Source organism: Variovorax sp. PAMC28562 (genome assembly GCF_014303735.1).
In the GTDB taxonomy this organism is placed as follows: Bacteria; Pseudomonadota; Gammaproteobacteria; order Burkholderiales; family Burkholderiaceae_C; genus Variovorax.
This window is the reverse complement of the sequence record NZ_CP060296.1, coordinates 966,998-984,912: the sequence shown is the minus strand read 5'-3', so window position 1 is coordinate 984,912 and position 17,915 is coordinate 966,998. Positions and strand designations below refer to the sequence as shown.

Annotated in this window: 10 protein-coding genes; 7 read left to right on the top strand and 3 right to left on the bottom strand. The window is 63.5% G+C overall.

All coding sequences use genetic code 11. The features are described 5' to 3' along the window. Positions 1-49: 49 nt before the first annotated feature. Complete coding sequence (locus H7F36_RS04715) at positions 50-1,060, bottom strand: diguanylate cyclase (protein WP_187053592.1); 1,011 nt, start codon at positions 1,058-1,060, stop codon at positions 50-52. A gap of 112 nt (positions 1,061-1,172) precedes the next feature. Here H7F36_RS04715 and H7F36_RS04710 point away from each other — a divergent pair, with 112 nt between their 5' ends. Both H7F36_RS04710 and ltnD read left to right on the top strand, forming a co-directional pair. Further along, complete coding sequence (locus H7F36_RS04710; protein WP_187053591.1) at positions 1,173-3,377, top strand: PAS domain-containing hybrid sensor histidine kinase/response regulator; 2,205 nt, start codon at positions 1,173-1,175, stop codon at positions 3,375-3,377. A 25-nt stretch (positions 3,378-3,402) separates the two neighbouring features. Continuing rightward, positions 3,403-4,314: an L-threonate dehydrogenase gene (ltnD, locus tag H7F36_RS04705; RefSeq protein ID WP_261802497.1), complete on the top strand. Its 912-nt coding sequence runs from the start codon at positions 3,403-3,405 to the stop codon at positions 4,312-4,314. A gap of 10 nt (positions 4,315-4,324) precedes the next feature. On the opposite strand, the gene H7F36_RS04700 is transcribed toward ltnD, so the two are convergent. Next, entirely contained in the window at positions 4,325-5,974 is a 1,650-nt protein-coding gene (locus H7F36_RS04700) for an MFS transporter (protein ID WP_187053589.1), read from the bottom strand. A 40-nt stretch (positions 5,975-6,014) separates the two neighbouring features. Here H7F36_RS04700 and H7F36_RS04695 point away from each other — a divergent pair, with 40 nt between their 5' ends. The 4 genes from H7F36_RS04695 to H7F36_RS04680 all read left to right on the top strand — a co-directional run bounded on the left by H7F36_RS04695 (position 6,015) and on the right by H7F36_RS04680 (position 13,576). Beyond that, positions 6,015-8,801 carry a DEAD/DEAH box helicase family protein gene (locus H7F36_RS04695; protein ID WP_187053588.1) on the top strand — a complete coding sequence of 929 codons (2,787 nt, stop codon included), beginning with the start codon at positions 6,015-6,017 and terminating at the stop codon, positions 8,799-8,801. Beyond that, a complete protein-coding gene (locus H7F36_RS04690) occupies positions 8,798-10,321 on the top strand; it encodes a restriction endonuclease subunit S (RefSeq protein ID WP_187053587.1) in 1,524 nt (507 codons plus the stop codon). Before H7F36_RS04695 ends, H7F36_RS04690 begins: the two co-directional genes overlap by 4 nt. Continuing rightward, positions 10,318-11,973: an ATP-binding protein gene (locus H7F36_RS04685; RefSeq protein WP_187053586.1), complete on the top strand. Its 1,656-nt coding sequence runs from the start codon at positions 10,318-10,320 to the stop codon at positions 11,971-11,973. Before H7F36_RS04690 ends, H7F36_RS04685 begins: the two co-directional genes overlap by 4 nt. A 142-nt stretch (positions 11,974-12,115) precedes the next feature. Then, complete coding sequence (locus tag H7F36_RS04680; RefSeq protein ID WP_187053585.1) at positions 12,116-13,576, top strand: class I SAM-dependent DNA methyltransferase; 1,461 nt, start codon at positions 12,116-12,118, stop codon at positions 13,574-13,576. Positions 13,577-13,593: 17 nt separating this feature from the next. Here H7F36_RS04680 and H7F36_RS04675 read toward each other — a convergent pair whose 3' ends face one another. Further along, positions 13,594-14,091 carry an Lrp/AsnC family transcriptional regulator gene (locus tag H7F36_RS04675; RefSeq protein WP_187053584.1) on the bottom strand — a complete coding sequence of 166 codons (498 nt, stop codon included), beginning with the start codon at positions 14,089-14,091 and terminating at the stop codon, positions 13,594-13,596. 174 nt (positions 14,092-14,265) lie between these two features. Here H7F36_RS04675 and H7F36_RS04670 point away from each other — a divergent pair, with 174 nt between their 5' ends. Continuing rightward, positions 14,266-17,874: an indolepyruvate ferredoxin oxidoreductase family protein gene (locus tag H7F36_RS04670; RefSeq protein ID WP_187053583.1), complete on the top strand. Its 3,609-nt coding sequence runs from the start codon at positions 14,266-14,268 to the stop codon at positions 17,872-17,874. Positions 17,875-17,915 lie beyond the last annotated feature (41 nt).

Sequence of the window (17,915 nt, the reverse complement as noted above, 5' to 3'; positions counted from 1 at the left end):
CCTGCTGTTGCATATGTGCGATTGCGGACAAGCGCAATCGCCGCGACCGCTAAGCCGCGCCGACCACTCGATTACGTCCGTCGTACTTGGCGCAATAGAGCCGGGCATCTGCCGCGGCGATCAGGTCGGTCGAGCGTGTCGCGACACTGGCCGTCATCGTCGCTACCCCGATGCTCACGGTGACACTGGCGCCTGCGACCGAAGGATGGGGAATGTCCAATGCCTCGACAACACGGCGCACGCGTTCGCCCATTTCACAGGCCGCTTCGGCGCCCTTGCAGGGGAGGATCACGGCAAACTCTTCACCACCGAATCGTGCGGCAAGACTCATCGGTTCGACTATCGCGCCCTGCACCGCTTGCGCGACCCGCTGCAGCGCGTCGTCTCCTGCAAGGTGGCCGAACGTATCGTTGAAGAGCTTGAAGTAGTCGACATCGATCATCAACAGCGACAGTACGGAGGCGTCTTTTTGGGATGTGGCCCACGCCTGCTCGATGTACGTGTTGAAGTAGCGACGGTTTGCGAGGCCGGTCAGTCCATCCGAGTTGGTCAGGCGCTGCAACTCCATGTTGCTTTGCCGCAGCTTCGTCTGGCTCTCGTGCAGTGCGCGGTAGGCGTTGTCGCGCTGAAGCAGAGCCATGTAGGAGCGTGAGTGGTAGCGCACGCGCGCCATCAGCTCGATCGGCTCCGGCAGCTTGACCAGGTAGTCGTTGGCGCCGATGGCGAAGGCCGCCTTCTTCATCGATGGCTCGTCGTTGGAAGACAACACGATGATCGGGATGTTGCGCAGCTCGGGGATCGAGCGGTAAGCCATGACCAGATCGAGACCGTTGGCGCCCGGCATGTCGAGGTCTTGCAGGATGACGGTGGGACGGCAAGCGCGCGCCGTGTCGATCGCTGCGGTGGCGTCGTTGCACTCGTGGAATCCGATGGCTGCGTCGCTCGACAGCATCTTGCGAACGATCAGGCCGATGACCGGCTGGTCGTCGACCAGCAGCACCGTGACGCTCTCTGCCTCGGCATCATCCTCATCGTTTTTAAGTCCAACGTTCGCGTGCATACTCGTTTTGGCTTGGCGCCAAAAGGCGCAGTGGATCTGTTCGGCGAATGATTTTTATCGAGCATTAAACCGTTTTTATTAATACGCCTTGAAATTTCAACCCGCATCCGAAATGACACATGCTGAGCACGACGACGCCTTGCAAGGTGCGCTGGGCCGCATAGAGCGGCTGTCCGAAGAGCGCGATGCGCTCGAGGCGTTGACGCTGCGCCAGGCCGAAGAAATCGAAGCCTCGCGCAAGACGCTGGTGTCGGCGCGGCGCCACATGCTGGTCGCCGAGGCAGCGCGCGTTGCGCAGTGGGAGTGCGACGTGCCGAGCGGCCGCATTTTTCTCAGCCTGCGCTGGGACGAGATGATCGGTGATGCCGCGCCCGACAGTCTTTGGGATCTGCGCGGACTGCTGTCGCGGGTGCATCCCGAGGATGTGCTGGCGGTGCGCGCCGCATTCGAGGCTGCCCTCAATGGCAACAGCGATCGCTATTCGGTCGAGCACCGCGTGGCGGCAGCCACCGGGTGGATCTGGATCGAGAGCATCGGCATGATCACCGAGCGCGATACCGCCGGTGCCCCGCTGAAGCTCACCGGCTACAACCGCGACATCACGGCGCGCCGCGAGATGCTGGCCGAGATCGACAAGGCGCGCGCCGAGGCGGAGGAAAGCAGCCGCGCCAAGGGCGAGTTCCTGGCCAACATGAGCCACGAAGTGCGCACGCCGCTCAACGCGATCCTCGGACTCACTCGGCTCCTTCACAAGTCGAAGCTCGATGCCGAGCAGCGGCGCTACCTGCAACTGGTCGACAGCTCGGCCACCGCCTTGCTGGGCTTGCTGAACGACGTGCTCGACCTGTCCAAGATCGAAGCCGGCAAGCTGGTCTTCGAGCAGATCCGCTTCGACGTCGAGCGCTGGATCAACGACGTGGTCGCGCTGCATGTCCCGGCTGCGGAGAAGAAAGGCGTGAGTGTCGATATCGACATCGCACCCGATGTGCCGCCGGTGGTCGTGGGTGACCCCGGACGGTTGCGCCAGGTGATGTCGAACCTGATGTCGAACGCCATCAAGTTCACCGAACGCGGCAGCATCCATGTCACGCTGGCTGTCGACGACGACCAGGGCGATCTTCCGCCGCGTCGGCAGCGGCTGCTGTTCTCGGTGCGCGACACCGGCATCGGCATCCCGGAGGACAAGCAGCGGCAGATTTTCGAGGCCTTCACGCAGGCCGATGCATCGACCACGCGGCGACACGGCGGCACCGGCCTGGGCCTGGCGATTTGCGCGCGGCTGGTGAACATGATGGAGGGCGAGGTCCGGGTCGAGAGTCGACCGCAGCAGGGCAGCACCTTCAGCTTCACCGCCGTGTTCGACGAGGCCAACGACGACTTCGGCGTGCTGTCGGAGCCGGCCCCGCTCGACATGCTCACGGTGCACGGCCTGAACGTGCTGCTGGCGGAAGACCATGCCGTCAACGAGTTGCTGATGCGCAGGCTGCTGGGCGACATGGGGTGCACCTTCACTGTCGTGCGCAACGGCGAGGAGGCCGTGAGCGCGTGGCAACGGCAGCGCTTCGATCTGGTGCTGATGGACGTGCAGATGCCGGTCATGAGCGGCTTCGATGCGACCGCGCAGATTCGCGCGCGCGAAGCGGCGATGCCCGGCCGGCCGCGCACGCCCATCGTCGCGCTCACCGCCCATGCGATGGCCGGAGATCGCGAGCGTTGCCTTGCCGAGGGCATGGACGGCTATGTCTCCAAGCCCGTGTCGCCCGCGCGGCTGGCCGAGGCCATGCTGTCGGCGATGCGCGCATCGAGCGAGGTGCCTGAAGTGCTCGTGCCTGAATTCGATTTCGACCTAAGCGCCTTTCCGAACAGGCCGGCGCCAGTGGCGCCCGTTTCACTTTCAGCACCGTCGGTGCGCAAGACGATCACCGCCGTGGTGACAGCGCCGGCGCCTATCGCCTCTGTGCCCGCTCCGGAGCGCAAGGGCGCATCGGCACTGGACCTTGCGCGGCTCATGGAGACCATGGGCAACGACATGGCCTCTGTGCGTGAACTCGCCGGCGTGATGCGGGAAGACATCGCGCTGCGGCGCCGAGTCATTCGCAAGGCCTCGATCGCGCGTGACGCGCCGGTGCTCCTGCAGCACGTTCACGCGCTCAAAGGCGCCTTCTCGGCCATCTTCGCGCTCGGCGCGGCACAGGCTTCGCGTCAGCTGGAAACAGCGGTGCGCGCAGAGCAATGGATCGAGGTGCTGTATTGCGTGAACCTGCTCGACCGCGAAGCGACGCGAGTCGATGTCGATCTGGAAAAACTACTGGCTTGACTACACAACAAAAGGAGACGACAAGATGACGTTGAAGATTGGTCTGATCGGCCTCGGTGCCATGGGCAGTGGCATGGCGCAATCGTTGCGCCGCAAAGGCTTCGACCTGCGCGTGTTCGATGTGCGCAAAGAAGTTGCCGATGCGTTCGCTAAAGACGGCGGCGCCGCCTGTGCGTCGCTGGCCGAGTTGGGCGCGCAGTGCGACGTGGTGGTCTCGGTGGTCGTGAACGCGGCGCAGACCGAGAGCGTGCTGTTCGGCAGTGTTGGTGACAAATTCGCAAACGGCGTCGCGGCCACGATGAAGCCCGGCAGTGTGTTCGTGATGTGTTCCACCGTCGACCCGACCGTGTCGATCGCCTTCGAGTCCCGCCTGGCGGCCATGGGCCTGCTGTACATCGACGCGCCAATTTCCGGTGGTGCCGCGCGGGCCGCCAGCGGCGAGATGACGATGATGACGGCCGCCACGCCCGAGGCCTATGCCAAGGTCGGCGACGTGCTCGATGCCATGGCCGGCAAGGTCTACCGCCTGGGTGACAAGGCCGGCGCGGGCAGCAAGGTCAAGGTCATCAACCAGTTGCTGGCCGGCGTGCACATTGCCGCGGCGGCAGAGGCGATGGCACTCGGCCTGCGTGAAGGCGTCGACCCGGCCGCGCTGTACGAAGTCATCACGCACAGCGCCGGCAACAGCTGGATGTTCGAAAACCGGATGGCCCACGTGCTCGCCGCCGACTACACACCGTTGTCGGCCGTCGACATCTTCGTGAAAGACCTCGGCATCGTGCTCGACATGGCGCGCGCGACGAAGTTTCCCTTGCCATTGTCGAGCACCGCGCACCAGATGTTCATGCAAGCCTCGACCGCCGGCTTTGCGAAGGAAGACGACAGCGCGGTGATCAAGATCTTCCCTGGCATCGAATTGCCCACGAAGAAGTCCTGACAGGGCGAGTTCAACGCTTCACGATATAGCGCGTAACGACCGGCGGGCCCTCGCCCAGATGGAACGCGAGGCGGCGTTCACGCAGCGCCAGATCGGCGGCGGTCGCACGGTTGAAGCGCCGCAGATGCTCGGTCCACGACGCATCGACGATCTGCTCGACATAGCGTTCCGGCTCGCGAATGTCGTTGAGCAGTTCCCAGCCGATCGCGCCTTCGGCCAGCCGCGTGCGGCGCGTCTGCTGCATCACCAGATGAAAGGCCGCGGCCCGTGCCGGATCGATGATGTATTGGACCGTGATGACGACGCGGCCCTCGCTCGGTGCCGGATGCGCAGGCGCCTGCGCCCAGCCTTCACGCGCGGGGCTCAGGTCGTTGTCTTCGTCGCTGCCGCCGCCATCCACCACGTAGCGCAACGCCACGCCCATCATCAGAACGCCGCTCACGGCACCGATCAGCAAGGCGGTCTGCAGCGTGCCGACCGTGGCGATCTGGCCCCACACGGCAGCACCGAAAGCGGTCGCGCCCATGATCGCCATCTGGTACATCGACATGCCGCGGGCTCGCACCCAGTCCGGCAATGCAAGTTGGGCCGATACCGACAGTGAGTTGGCCACAGTGATCCAGGCCGCACCGGCGAAGAACATGGCGGGCACCGCGACCCAGGTGTTGGGCGCGTAGGCCATCACAGCCGTGGCGGCCGACTGGATGAGCGTGCCCCGCAGCACGAGTTGATCGCGGTCGAAAGCCTGGCGCAACCGCGGCAGGAACAGCACCACGACGATCGCACCTGCACCCATCGAAGCGAGCAACAGCGTGAAGGTGCCGGCATCGCCGCCGTGCAGGCCGCGCGCCAGCAAAGGCAGCAGGGCGAGCAGCGCGGTGGAATGCAGGAAGAAGATCGAGATGCGCACGAGCACCGCGCGCATGCGCTGCGATTGCCGCACGAACTGCACGCCGACGCGCATCGCGCCGATGAGCTTTTCACGGCCGAGCGGATTGGGTACGTGCTCGCGCCGCCAGCGCATCACGACAAAGCCGCAGGCCACCGACAGCACCGCGTTGAGTCCGAACACCCATACGCTGCCCGCACTGGCGATGATCGCGCCGGCCAGCAGCGGGCCGATGATGCGCGATGCGTTCATCGCGATGCCGTTGAGGCCGAGCGCTGCCGGCAATTGGGTGCGCGGCACCAGCTCCGGCACGATGGCTGCGAACACCGGCCAGCGCATCGCCAGGCCGATGCCGTTGGCGAAGGTGAGCGCCAGCAGCAGCGGCGCGGTGATGAGGTCGAGCACGCTCGCTGCGCACAGCACGACGGCGGCGCCGGCCAGCCAGAACTGCGTGGCGATCAGCCAGCGCCGCCGATCCAGGATGTCCGCCAATGCACCGCTCGGCAGCCCGAGCAGGAACATCGGCAAGGTCGAGGCCGATTGCACCAGCGCGACCCAGATCGGCGTCGTGGTGAGCGTGGTCATCATCCACGCCGCCGCCACGTCGTTCATCCACATGCAGACATTGGCGATGAGCCAGGTGCTCCACAGCATGCGGAACACCGGCAGGCTCAGCGGGTCGAACGCGCCGACGCGAGGAGCGCGCCTTTCGATGGCGGGCTCAGGTGGATTTTCTGCGTCCGCGGTCGAGTCGGGGAAGATCGGTGGCATCTGGTGTCGATTGTCGCGGCTCGCACACAATGCACGCTGCATGACACCCGAAGCCAAAGCCCGCCAACACATCGACAAAAAGCTTGTCGCAGCCGGTTGGGTGGTGCAGGACATGAGGCACCTCAACCTCGGCGCCAGTCTGGGTGTCGCGGTGCGGGAGCATCCGACCGGCACCGGCCCGGCGGACTACGTGCTGTTCATCGACCGCCAGGCGGTGGGCGTGATCGAGGCCAAGCCAGACGCCACCATCCTCACTTTTGTCGAAGAGCAAACCGCCCGCTATGCAGGCAGCGCGCTTAAGTGGCGCCTGCCGGGGCTGCCTGCGTTGCCGTTTTTGTTCGAGAGCACCGGCCAGGTCATCCACTTCACCGACGGCCGCGACCCGGCGCCGCGCTCACGCGAGTTGTTCCACTTCTTCCGTCCTGAGCATCTGGCCGTGCTGGTTTCTCAGCCCGATACCTTGCGACGCCGCCTCGCCGAGAAGATGCCGGCGCTGCCGGAGCGCAACCTGCGCGACTGCCAGGTCAGCGCCGTGACCGGCCTGGAGAAATCGCTGGCGCTGAACAAGCCGCGTGCGCTGGTGCACATGGCGACCGGCGCGGGCAAGACCTTCACCGCCATCACCTCGGTCTACCGTTTGCTCAAATTCGGTGGCGCCAAGCGCGTTCTGTTTCTGGTCGACACACGCAACCTCGGCAAACAGGCGCATCAGGAGTTCATGGCCTACACGCCGCCCGACGACGGCCGCAAGTTCACCGAGCTGTACAACGTGCAGCGTCTCGCTTCGAGCCATATCGACCCGCATGCGCAAGTCGTCATCAGCACCATCCAGCGCATGTACTCGGTGCTGTCGGGCGAGGCGATCGACGAGTCGACTGAGGACGTGTCGCTCAACGAAGTCCAGCAGTTGCCCAAACAAGCCAAGGTGGTGCGCTACAACGCCGCCGTACCGATCGAGGACTTCGACTTCATCGTCATCGACGAATGCCACCGCTCCATCTACAACTTGTGGATGCAGGTGCTCGATTATTTCGATGCCTACCTGATCGGTCTCACGGCAACGCCCGACAAACGCACCTTCGGCTTTTTCAAAGAGAACATCGTTGCCGAGTACACCTACGAGCAATCGGTGGCCGATGGCGTCAACGTGGGCTACGACGTGTTCGAGATAGAAACCGAGATCACCAAGAAGGGCGCGCTGCTCACCGCCAAAGAATGGGTTGACCACCGCGACCGCCAGACCCGCAAACGCCGCTGGGCCGAAACCGAAGAAGACAGCGCCTACGCTGGCAGGGAACTCGACCGCTCGGTCGTCAACCCGAGCCAAATCAGGCAGGTAATCCAGGCCATGAAAACGGCCGTCGAGACCAAGATATTTCCCACGCGCAAGGAAGTGCCCAAGACGCTGATCTTCGCCAAGACCGACAGCCACGCGGACGACATCATCCAGATGGTGCGTGAGGTCTACGGCCAGGGCAACGCCTTCTGCAAAAAGGTGACCTACAAGTCGGAAGAAGACCCCGACACCATCCTCAGCAACTTCCGCAACGACTACCACCCGCGCATCGCCGTCACGGTCGACATGATCGCCACCGGCACCGACGTCAAGCCTTTGGAAGTGCTGCTCTTCATGCGCGACGTGCGCAGCAAGGGCTACTACGAGCAGATGAAAGGGCGCGGCGTGCGCTCGCTCGGTTTCGACGACTTGCAACGTGTCAGCAACAGCGCCGACAGCGCCAAGACCCGCTTCGTGCTGATCGATGCGGTCGGCGTCGAGAAGTCGCTCAAAACCGAAAGCCGTCCGCTGGAGAAGAAGCCCGGCATGCCGCTGAAGGACTTGCTGCAAGGCGTGGCGATGGGCCATCGCGACGACGACACCGTGCTGAGCCTGGCCAACCGCTTGGTGCGGCTGGCCAAGCAGCTCGACGACAAGGCCAAGGCACGGATTGAAAAGGCTGCCGGCGGCGTGCCGGTCGGCGAACTCGGCAAGGCGCTGATCGTCGCGCTCGACCCGGACCGCATCGCCGCCACCGCCCTCGCCACGGCCGAAGCGCGCGGCATCACGCGCGACGAAGCCACGCTCACGGCCGATGAATTGCGCGAAGCGCGCAGCCAGCGCGTGGCCGCTGCCTGCGCGCCCTTCGATAAACCCGAACTGCGCGACCAGATCGAAAGCGCCCGGCGCGAGCGCGAGCAACTGATCGACCACATCAACCTCGACCAGGTGACCTTTGCCGGCTACAGCGCGCAGGCCGAAGACGCGGCGCGCAAGGTGATCCAGACCTTCACCGACTACCTGGCCACGCACCGCGACGAGATCGGTGCGCTCGGCTTTTTCTATGAACAGCCGTACCAGCGCCGCGCGTTGACTTTCGAGATGATCGAAGAACTGCACGAGCAACTGAGCCGCCCGCCGTTGATGCTCACGACCGAGCGGCTGTGGAGCGCCTATGCGCGGGTGCAGACGAATCAGGTCAAGGGCACGGACCGCCAGCGCCAACTGACCGACCTGATTTCGCTGGTGCGCTTTGCCTCGGTCATGGACGGCGCAACGGCCGAGCTGCGGCCTTTTGCCGATGAGGTCGACAAGCGCTTTGCCGACTGGGTGTTTCGGCACAACGCCCAGCGCGCGACCGCTTTCACGCCGGAGCAGATGGATTGGCTGAGGATGATGAAGGACCACATCGCCGCCAGTTGCGTGATCCGCCGCGCCCATTTCAGCCTGGGCGATTTCGCTGCGCAAGGCGGCTTACAGAAAGCATGGCGCGTGTTCGATGCGCAACTGGACCCGTTGATGGAAGAGATGAATTTGGAGTTGGTGGCGTGACACACGAAAGCGATTTCGCGAGTCTCGGTGAAGTTGCCGACGAGTCCGTTGCACAGACTGGCCCGGCAACCAAAGCCGACTTCGCCTATGTCGACATCGGCAGCATTGATCGCGAACGGAAGACGATAGCGACCGCACAGGCCGTATCCGTTGACGCTGCGCCCAGCCGCGCAAAGCAGCGGCTTAGATCGGGCGATGTGCTGGTATCGATGACGCGGCCCAATCTGAATGCCGTTGCCATCGTTCCTGCGAGCTTGGATGGCGCGATCGGATCGACGGGATTTCATGTCCTGCGGTCGAAGTACATGGTGCCGCAGTACCTGTATTTCCTTGTTCAATCGCAACAATTCGTCGATGCGATGTGTGCGGTCGTTCAGGGTGCGCTTTACCCGGCAGTGCGTCCAAGCGATATCAATGCTTTTGTCATTCGGGCTCCTTCGCTTGCTGAACAAACCCGCATCGTCGACAAACTCGAAGAACTGCTGTCCGACCTCGATGCCGGCGTGGCCGAACTCAAGGCGGCGCAAAAGAAGCTCGCGCAGTACCGCCAGTCGCTGCTCAAGGCGGCGGTGGAAGGCCGACTCACCGAAGCCTGGCGCGCGCAGCACGGCCCCGAAACAGACAGCGAAGAAAGCGGCGCGCAACTGCTGGCCCGCATTCTGCGCGAGCGCCGCGCGCGTTGGGAGGCCAAACAGTTGACCAAATTCAAGGCGCAAGGCAAGGCGCCGCCCAAGGGCTGGCAAGACAAATACGAGGAGCCCGCTGCGCCGAGTATTACTGGGCAGTACGCAATCCCGATGGGGTGGACATGGGCCACTGTTGATCAACTCTCGGTCGAACAAAAATATGGCAGCTCCGCAAAGACCGCCGAAACTGATTCTGGCGTTCCTGTAATTCGTATGGGCAACATTCAAGATGGCGATCTGGACTTGAATAAGTTGAAGTACTTGCCTACCGCTCACGATGAGTTTCCGGCTTTGTTTCTGGTCGATGGGGACATGCTGTTCAACCGTACAAATAGTCCGGAACTGGTTGGAAAGTCGGCCGTATACAGGTCTCAAATCAGTCCATGCTCGTATGCGTCGTATCTCATCGCCGTTCGGTTTTCACCATCGGTCATACCTGAACTTGTGGCGGGGTACATCAATTCAGGGTTTGGACGCCAATGGGTCAAGTCAGTAGTGACTCAGCAGGTCGGTCAGGCCAATGTCAACGGCACCAAGCTCGCTGCTTTAACGATGCCCCTCCCGCCGTTTGAAGAGCAGGTTGAAATTGCGCGAGTTCTTTCGGAGCAGCAAATGCTTGCCGCAGAGCAGAGCGTCAACGTAGCGTACGCCCTGCGCCAATCCGCTGCCCAACGCAAAAACATCCTCCAGTCCGCCTTCTCCGGCCAACTCGTCCCGCAAGACCCGAATGACGAGCCGGCCAGCGTGTTGCTGGCGCGCATCCGCGCCGAGCGGGGCGCGCAATCGCAAGCGGGTGGTGCCGGCCGCCGCCAACGTCGAGTGGCTTCCGAGTGAGCCTCGAAGATCAAAACACCGAGTCCAAGTCGCTGCGCCTGGTGGAAGGCGGCAGCGCAGACTTTGCGGCTTTGGCGGCCACTTGCGTGTGTTTCGCAAACGCCGCTGGCGGGCAGATCCGCATCGGCATCGAGGACGGTGAAGCCTTGCCGCCCCAGGCGCAGCGCATCGACGCGCAGTTGCTGGAGCGCATTCGCAAGCGGGTCGGCGAACTCACTGTCAACGTGCAGGTTGCGCCCGAGCGGCGCGAGGCTGCCAATGGCGGCGAGTACGTCGCGTTGACGGTAGCCCGTTCATGGGGTGTTGCCTCCACCACTGACGGGCGCTATTTCTTGCGGGTGTCCGACGCCTGCCGTCCGGTGTTGGGCGATGAGGTGCTGCGTCTTCTCAACGATCGCCCCGGCATGCCATGGGAGAGCCTTACGGCGCAGGACGCGCCGTTGACCGGCGCCGACGATGTTCAGGTCGAGGCCCTGCTGGCCGGGTTGCGCGCGTCGGACCGCGTGAAAGCCGGGGTCAAGGAAAAGTCGAATGTGGAGTTACTCGAACACTATGGGCTGACTGACGGGCCGTTGCTCACACATCTGGGCGTGCTGTTGATCGGCTCGCCACGTGCGCGCGCACGGCTGGGCAGTGCACCGGTGGTGCAAGCCATCAAGTACGACGAGCGCGGCGCCAAGGTCTTCAAGTGGACATGGGACGACTACACGCTGTCGCCGGTGCAGTTGATCGACGCCATTTGGGAGGAGGTGTCGGACTTTCGCGAGACCTATGAATTGCCTGACGGGCTCTATCGCCAGAAGGTGCCTGCTTATGACAAACGGGTAGTACGCGAACTGATCGTCAACGCGCTGGTGCATCGCCCTTACGCGCAACGCGGCGACATCTTCCTGAATCTGCATCCCGACAGGTTGGAGGTCTGCAATCCGGGGCTGTTGCCTTTGGGAGTGACCGTGCACAACATCCTGCACGCCAGCCGGCGGCGGAACGAGCGCCTCGCCACGCTTTTTCATGACCTGAAGCTCATGGAAAAAGAAGGCTCCGGCTTCGACTTGATGTACGAGGTGCAGCTTTCGCAAGGGCGGCTGGCGCCGGTCGTTGAAGAAGGCGACGACTCGGTCAAGGTGTCGGTTCGACGGCGCATCGTGCGGCCGGAAGTCATCCGCTTACTGGCCGACGCCGACGCGACGTATCAATTGCGCCAGAGGGAGCGCATCACGCTGGGCATCCTGGCGATGAGTGACGGGTTGACGGCGCGTGAATTGGCGCGACAACTGGAAATAGCCGACACCGACGAGGGCGCCGCCGTGTGGCTGGGACGGCTGCTGGACCTCGGACTGGTGATGAGCATCGGGAAAACCCAAGGGACGCGCTACTTTGTGTCGCCGCAAGCACTCAAGTTGGGCGGCGTGCAGAGCAAGACAACGCTGACTCGCATGGTGCCCCATCGGCTGCGAGCGTTGATCGTGGAAGACCTGTCGGGCTACCCTGGCTCGTCGGCCACTGAAGTGCATCGGCGCACCGCTCCTGAGCTGGCGCCGCGAACGGTCAAACGCGCGCTGGACCAATTGGTCGCGACGGGTCAGGTCGAGCACCAGGGCGAAAAGCGCTGGCGCCGGTATCGGTTGATCGATAACGGACAAATCGGATGAATCGGCCGATGTTGTCGTTGACATGTCCAATAGAAATCGCAAATTCCTTTGCGAATCAACAACTTGGCTATCTGCCAATGGCCATGAGCAGGGGTCGCGTGGCAGATAGACCGATGAATAGAACCGGCTCCGGTCTCACGCTATGAATGCTTCTTCCCTCGTCCAGAAAATCTGGAACTTCTGCCACACGCTGCGCGACGACGGCGTGGGTTACGGCGACTACCTGGAGCAGCTGACCTATCTGCTGTTCCTGAAGCTGGCGCACGAGTACGCGCAGCCGCCGTACGACCGGCCGGCCAATATTCCGAAGGGTTTTGATTGGCCCAGCCTCAAGGGCAAGACCGGCGAACCGCTCGAAGCGCATTACCTCGCGTTGCTGCACAAGCTGGCGCAGGAGCCGGGCATGCTGGGCGCGATCTTTTTCAAGGCGCAGAACAAGATTCAGGACCCGGCCAAGCTGTCGCGGTTGGTGCAACTGATCGACGCCGAGAACTGGATCAGCCTGGACGCCGACACCAAGGGCGATCTGTACGAAGGCCTGCTGCAAAAGAACGCCGAAGACACCAAGAGCGGCGCCGGCCAGTACTTCACGCCGCGCGTGCTGATCGAGGCAATGGTCGCCTGCGTGCAGCCGCAACCGATGAAGACAATTTCCGACCCGGCCTGCGGCACGGGCGGCTTCTTTCTCGGCGCCTACGACTGGCTGTCCCACAAGAGCGGGCGCAAACTCAACATTCGGCAGCAGGAGTTTTTGCACCACGAGACGTTCTTCGGCAACGAGATCGTCGCGGCGACGCGGCGGCTTTGTCTGATGAACCTGTTCCTGCACAACGTCGGCGAGCTCGATGGAGAGCCGGCGGTGGACCGTGCCGATGCGCTGATCTCGGCGCCCGAGCGGCGCTTCGATTACGTGCTCGCGAATCCGCCCTTCGGCAAGAAAAGCAGCATGACGATCACCAACGCGGAAGGCGAGGAAGACCGCGATGCGTTGACTTACGAGCGGCAGGATTTCTGGCAGACCACGTCGAACAAGCAGCTCAACTTTCTGCAGCACATCGTCACCATTCTGAAGACGACCGGGCAGGCCGCGGTGGTGTTGCCAGACAACGTGCTGTTCGAGGGCGGTGCAGGCGAAAAGATTCGGCGCAAGTTGCTGGAGACCTGCGACGTGCACACGCTGTTGCGCTTACCGACGGGCATCTTCTACGCACAGGGCGTGAAGGCCAACGTGCTGTTCTTCGACAAGAAGCCGGCCGACGGCAAGGTGCACACCAAGGGCGTGTGGATCTATGACCTGCGCACCAACAAACATTTCACTCTGAAGACCCGGCCGCTGGCAGCGCCCGACTTGTGCGATTTCATCGACTGCTACCACCCGGCCAATCGGCATGAAAGAGTGGAGTCCGAGCGCTTCAAGTATTTCGGCTACGCCGATCTGGTGGCGCGCGACAAGGCGAGCCTCGACATCTTCTGGCTCAAGGACGACAGCCTGGACAACCTCGACGATCTGCCGCCGCCCGACGTGCTGCAGCAAGAAATCATCGAGCACCTCGAAGCAGCGCTGGCTTCGTTCAGGGATGTCGCGGCGGGATTGGTGCGCTGAGTGCGACAGCGCCGCACCTATCGGCCTTTCGCATTCTTCGCGGCGGCCAAGTGCCCCAGAGGCAACGCGCTGTTCGCTTTGACTTCGCCCAGCGAAAAACTGGTGTGCAGGTCTTTCACGTTGGGCAGGTTCATCAGGTGCTGGCGAGCGAAGGTCGAAAAGCTGTCGAGGTCTTGCGCCACCACCTGCAGCTCGAAGGTGCCGGTGCCGCTGATGTAGTGGCAGGCCACCACCTCGGGCAGCTTGCGGATCGCGTCCTCGAGCTTGCGGGTGGCGTCGCCCTGGACGCGCTCGGTGTCGACCCGCACGAAAGCCAGCACGCCGAGTCCGATCTTGTGGCGGTCGATTTCTGCGTGATAGCCCTTGATGAAGCCGGCCTCTTCGAGCGCACGCACGCGGCGCCAGCAGGGCGCGGCGGAGAGGCCCACGCGTTGCGCAAGTTCGGCATTGGTGAGGCGGCCGTCGGTCTGCAGTTCTTGCAGGATCGCGAGGTCGAACTTGTCGATGCTTTCCATAAGGCGCCATTTTAAGAAAGATTCATTCTGGAAGCGGCGTTTTGAAGGCAAAGAACGCAAACACCTGTCCGTGACCCAGGCATACACTTTGCGTACAACGTGGGCACGCGCCCTACCGGGCACAGACCCATCAGCCACGCCCACAAGGCCACGCCATATCAGGAGACAGAGACGATGAATGCACCCCTGCCCGAGCACATTCGCAAGGCGCTAGAGACCGTCACCCTCGACGACAAATATTCGCTCGACTACGGTCGCGCCTTCATGAGCGGGGTGCAGGCGCTGGTCAAGCTGCCGATGCTGCAACGCCTGCGCGACCAGCAAAACGGCAAGAACACGGCGGGCTTCATCAGCGGCTACCGCGGCTCGCCGCTCGGCGGCTACGACCAGGCGCTGTGGAAGGCCAGCAAGTACCTGAAGGCGCAGAACATCGTGTTCCAGCCGGGCGTCAACGAAGAGCTGGCGGCCACCGCGCTCTGGGGCACGCAGCAACTGGGCTTCTCGCCGCCGGGCACCAACAAGTTCGACGGCGTCTTCGGTATCTGGTACGGCAAGGGGCCGGGCGTGGACCGTTGCTCCGACGTCTTCAAGCACGCCAACATGGCTGGCACCACCGAGTTCGGCGGCGTGATCGCGGTGGCGGGCGACGACCACATCAGCAAGAGCAGCACTGCGGCGCACCAGAGCGACCACATCTTCAAGGCCTGCGGCACGCCGGTGTTCTTTCCGGCCAACGTGCAGGAAATTCTCGACCTCGGCATTCACGCCTTCGCGATGAGCCGGTTCTCGGGCATCTGGTCGGGCATGAAGACGATCCAGGAAATCGTCGAGTCGAGCGCGACGGCCATGATCGACCCGGAGCGTGTCGACATCGTGATCCCGACCGACTTCCAGGTGCCGCCCGGCGGCCTGCATATCCGCTGGCCCGACCATGCGCTGGAGCAGGAGGCGCGCCTGATGCATTACAAGTGGTACGCCGCGCTGGCGTACATCCGTGCCAACCGCCTCAACTACAACGTGATCGAAGGCGACCATGATCGCTTCGGCATCATGGCCAGCGGCAAGGCCTACAACGACACGCGCCAGGCCTTGCTGGACCTTGGCCTCGACGACGCGACTTGTCGACAGCTCGGCATTCGTCTGCACAAGGTCGGCGTGGTGTGGCCGCTCGAGGCGCAGCTCACCCGCGAATTCGCGACCGGGCTGCAAGAGATCCTGGTGGTCGAAGAAAAGCGCCAGGTCATCGAATACCAATTGAAAGAGGAGCTCTACAACTGGCGTGCCGACGTGCGGCCGCGCGTCGTGGGCAAATTCAACGAACTCGACGATGGCGACTTTTCGGGCGGCGAATGGTCGATGTCGAACCCGACCGCGAACACGCTGCTGCGCGCCAACGCCGACCTGAATCCGGCTCTCATCGCCAAGGCCATCGCGCAGCGCCTGAAGAAGCTCGGCATCCTCGACCATGCTGGCGCCGACATGCGAGCGCGCGTGCAGGCGCAGATCGCCATCCTCGACGCCAAGGAGCGCTCGATGGAAATCATGCAGGCCGGTGGCGTGACCGAGGGGCGCCAGCCCTGGTTCTGCTCGGGCTGCCCGCACAACACCAGCACCGTGGTGCCCGAAGGCTCGCGCGCGATGGGCGGCATCGGCTGTCACTTCATGGCGACCTGGATGGACCGCAGCACCATCGGCTTCACCCAGATGGGCGGCGAGGGCGTGCCGTGGGTCGGGCAACAACCCTTCACCACCGACCAGCACATCTTCGCGAACCTGGGCGACGGCACCTACTTTCACAGCGGCCTGCTCGCCATTCGCCAGTCGATCGCGGCGGGCGTGAACATCACCTACAAGATCCTCTACAACGACGCGGTCGCCATGACCGGCGGTCAGGCGATCGGCGAGCGGCCCGAAGGCCATTCGGTCCTTCAGATCGCGGAAAGCCTGCATGCCGAAGGCGCCATGAAGGTCGTCATCGTCACCGACGAACCCGAGAAGTACGAAGGCGTCACGGTGCCGGGCAGCTACGCCGGCAAGGGCGTCGCCATTCGCCATCGCGACGATCTCGACGAAATCCAGCGCGAGTTTCGCGAGATCAAGGGCACGACCACGATCATTTACGACCAGACCTGCGCGACCGAAAAGCGGCGCCGCCGCAAGCGCGGCACGGCGGTCGACCCGGCCAAGCGCGTGGTGATCAACGAACTGGTGTGCGAAGGCTGCGGCGACTGCAGCGTGCAGAGCAATTGCCTGTCGGTCGAGCCGCTGGAGACCGAGTTCGGTCGCAAGCGCGCCATCAACCAGAGCACCTGCAACAAGGACATGAGCTGCCTCAAGGGCTTCTGCCCGAGCTTCGTGACCGTCGAAGGCGGCGCACTCAAGAAGAAGTCGAAGAGCAAAGCCAGTTCGCCTTTCGAGATGGGCGCGATGCCTGAGCCGCGCGTGCCGCAACTGGCGCGCGACCAGGTCTGGGGCGTGGTCGTCGCGGGTGTCGGCGGCACCGGGGTCATCACCATCGGCCAGCTGCTCGGCATGGCCGCGCACATCGAAGGCAAGGGCATCGTCACGCAGGACGCGGCGGGCCTGGCGCAAAAGGGTGGCGCGACCTGGAGCCATGCGCTCATCGGCGAATCGCAAGACGCGATTCGCACCACGCGCGTCGGCACCGCGGCGGCCGACCTGATCCTGGCGGCCGATCCGCTGGTGGCGGTCAACGCCGAGACGCTGGCGCGCATGCGTGAAGGGCGCACGCACGTTGCGCTCAACACGCACAGCACGCCGACGGCGGCTTTCGTGCGCAACGCCAACTGGGTGAATCCGCAAGATGATTGCGCCAATGAAATTGCACGCGCCGTCGGTGTCGACAACCTCGGCACTTTCGACGCCGATGCTTTCGCGGTCGCCTTGATGGGCGACAGCCTGTATGCCAACCCGATGCTGTTGGGTTTTGCGTGGCAGCGCGGCTGGCTGCCGCTCGAATACGAGTCGCTGATGCGCGCGATCGACCTCAACAACGTCGCGATCGAGAACAACAAGACGGCGTTCGAATGGGGCCGTCGCGCGGCGCACGACCTGGCGGCCGTGCAGAAGCTGGTGGCGCCGGGGCACGTCATCGAGTTCAAGAAGCGCGAGACGGTCGAAAGCCTGGTGAAGCGCCGCGTCGAGTTTTTGACCGCTTATCAAAACGCGGCGTATGCGGAGCAGTACAAAGGTTTCGTCGCCAAGGTGCAGCAGTCGGAGTCGTCGCTCGTCGGCAAGACCAGCCTGACCGAAGCCGTGGCGCGCTACCTGTTCAAGCTGATGGCATACAAGGACGAGTACGAAGTCGCTCGGCTGCACACCGACCGCTCGTTCCTGGATCGCGTCAACGGAATGTTCGAGGGTGACTTCAAGCTCAACTACCACTTGGCGCCCCCGATCATTGGGAAGAAGAACGCCAAGGGTGAACCGCAAAAGCAGAAGTTCGGTCCGGCGATGCTGACCGGCTTCCGCTTCCTCGCGAAGCTGAAGGGCCTGCGCGGCACGGCGCTCGACATCTTCGGCCGCACCGAAGAGCGCAAGACCGAGCGCGCGCTGATTGGCGAGTACCGCGCCGCTATCGATGAAGTGCTGACCGGGCTGAATGCGGGCAACCACGCGACCGCGCTGGAAATCGCGGCCCTGCCGGAGCAAATTCGCGGCTACGGCCATGTGAAGGACCGCAACCTGGCGGCGGCGCGCACCCGATGGGCGGCGCTGCTCGACCAGTGGCGCAATCCGCAAAAGGCGCGCGCGACGGCCTGATCTGCAACGAGATTGCTGCCTGATCCGCGGCGTCGAAAGCC

Coding starts and splice junctions, on each gene's coding strand:
- H7F36_RS04715 (WP_187053592.1), bottom strand. CDS start 1,060: ATGCACGCGAACGTTGGACTTAAAAACGATGAGGATGATGCCGAGGCA.
- H7F36_RS04710 (WP_187053591.1), top strand. CDS start 1,173: ATGACACATGCTGAGCACGACGACGCCTTGCAAGGTGCGCTGGGCCGC.
- ltnD (WP_261802497.1), top strand. CDS start 3,403: ATGACGTTGAAGATTGGTCTGATCGGCCTCGGTGCCATGGGCAGTGGC.
- H7F36_RS04700 (WP_187053589.1), bottom strand. CDS start 5,974: ATGCCACCGATCTTCCCCGACTCGACCGCGGACGCAGAAAATCCACCT.
- H7F36_RS04695 (WP_187053588.1), top strand. CDS start 6,015: ATGACACCCGAAGCCAAAGCCCGCCAACACATCGACAAAAAGCTTGTC.
- H7F36_RS04680 (WP_187053585.1), top strand. CDS start 12,116: ATGAATGCTTCTTCCCTCGTCCAGAAAATCTGGAACTTCTGCCACACG.
- H7F36_RS04675 (WP_187053584.1), bottom strand. CDS start 14,091: ATGGAAAGCATCGACAAGTTCGACCTCGCGATCCTGCAAGAACTGCAG.
- H7F36_RS04670 (WP_187053583.1), top strand. CDS start 14,266: ATGAATGCACCCCTGCCCGAGCACATTCGCAAGGCGCTAGAGACCGTC.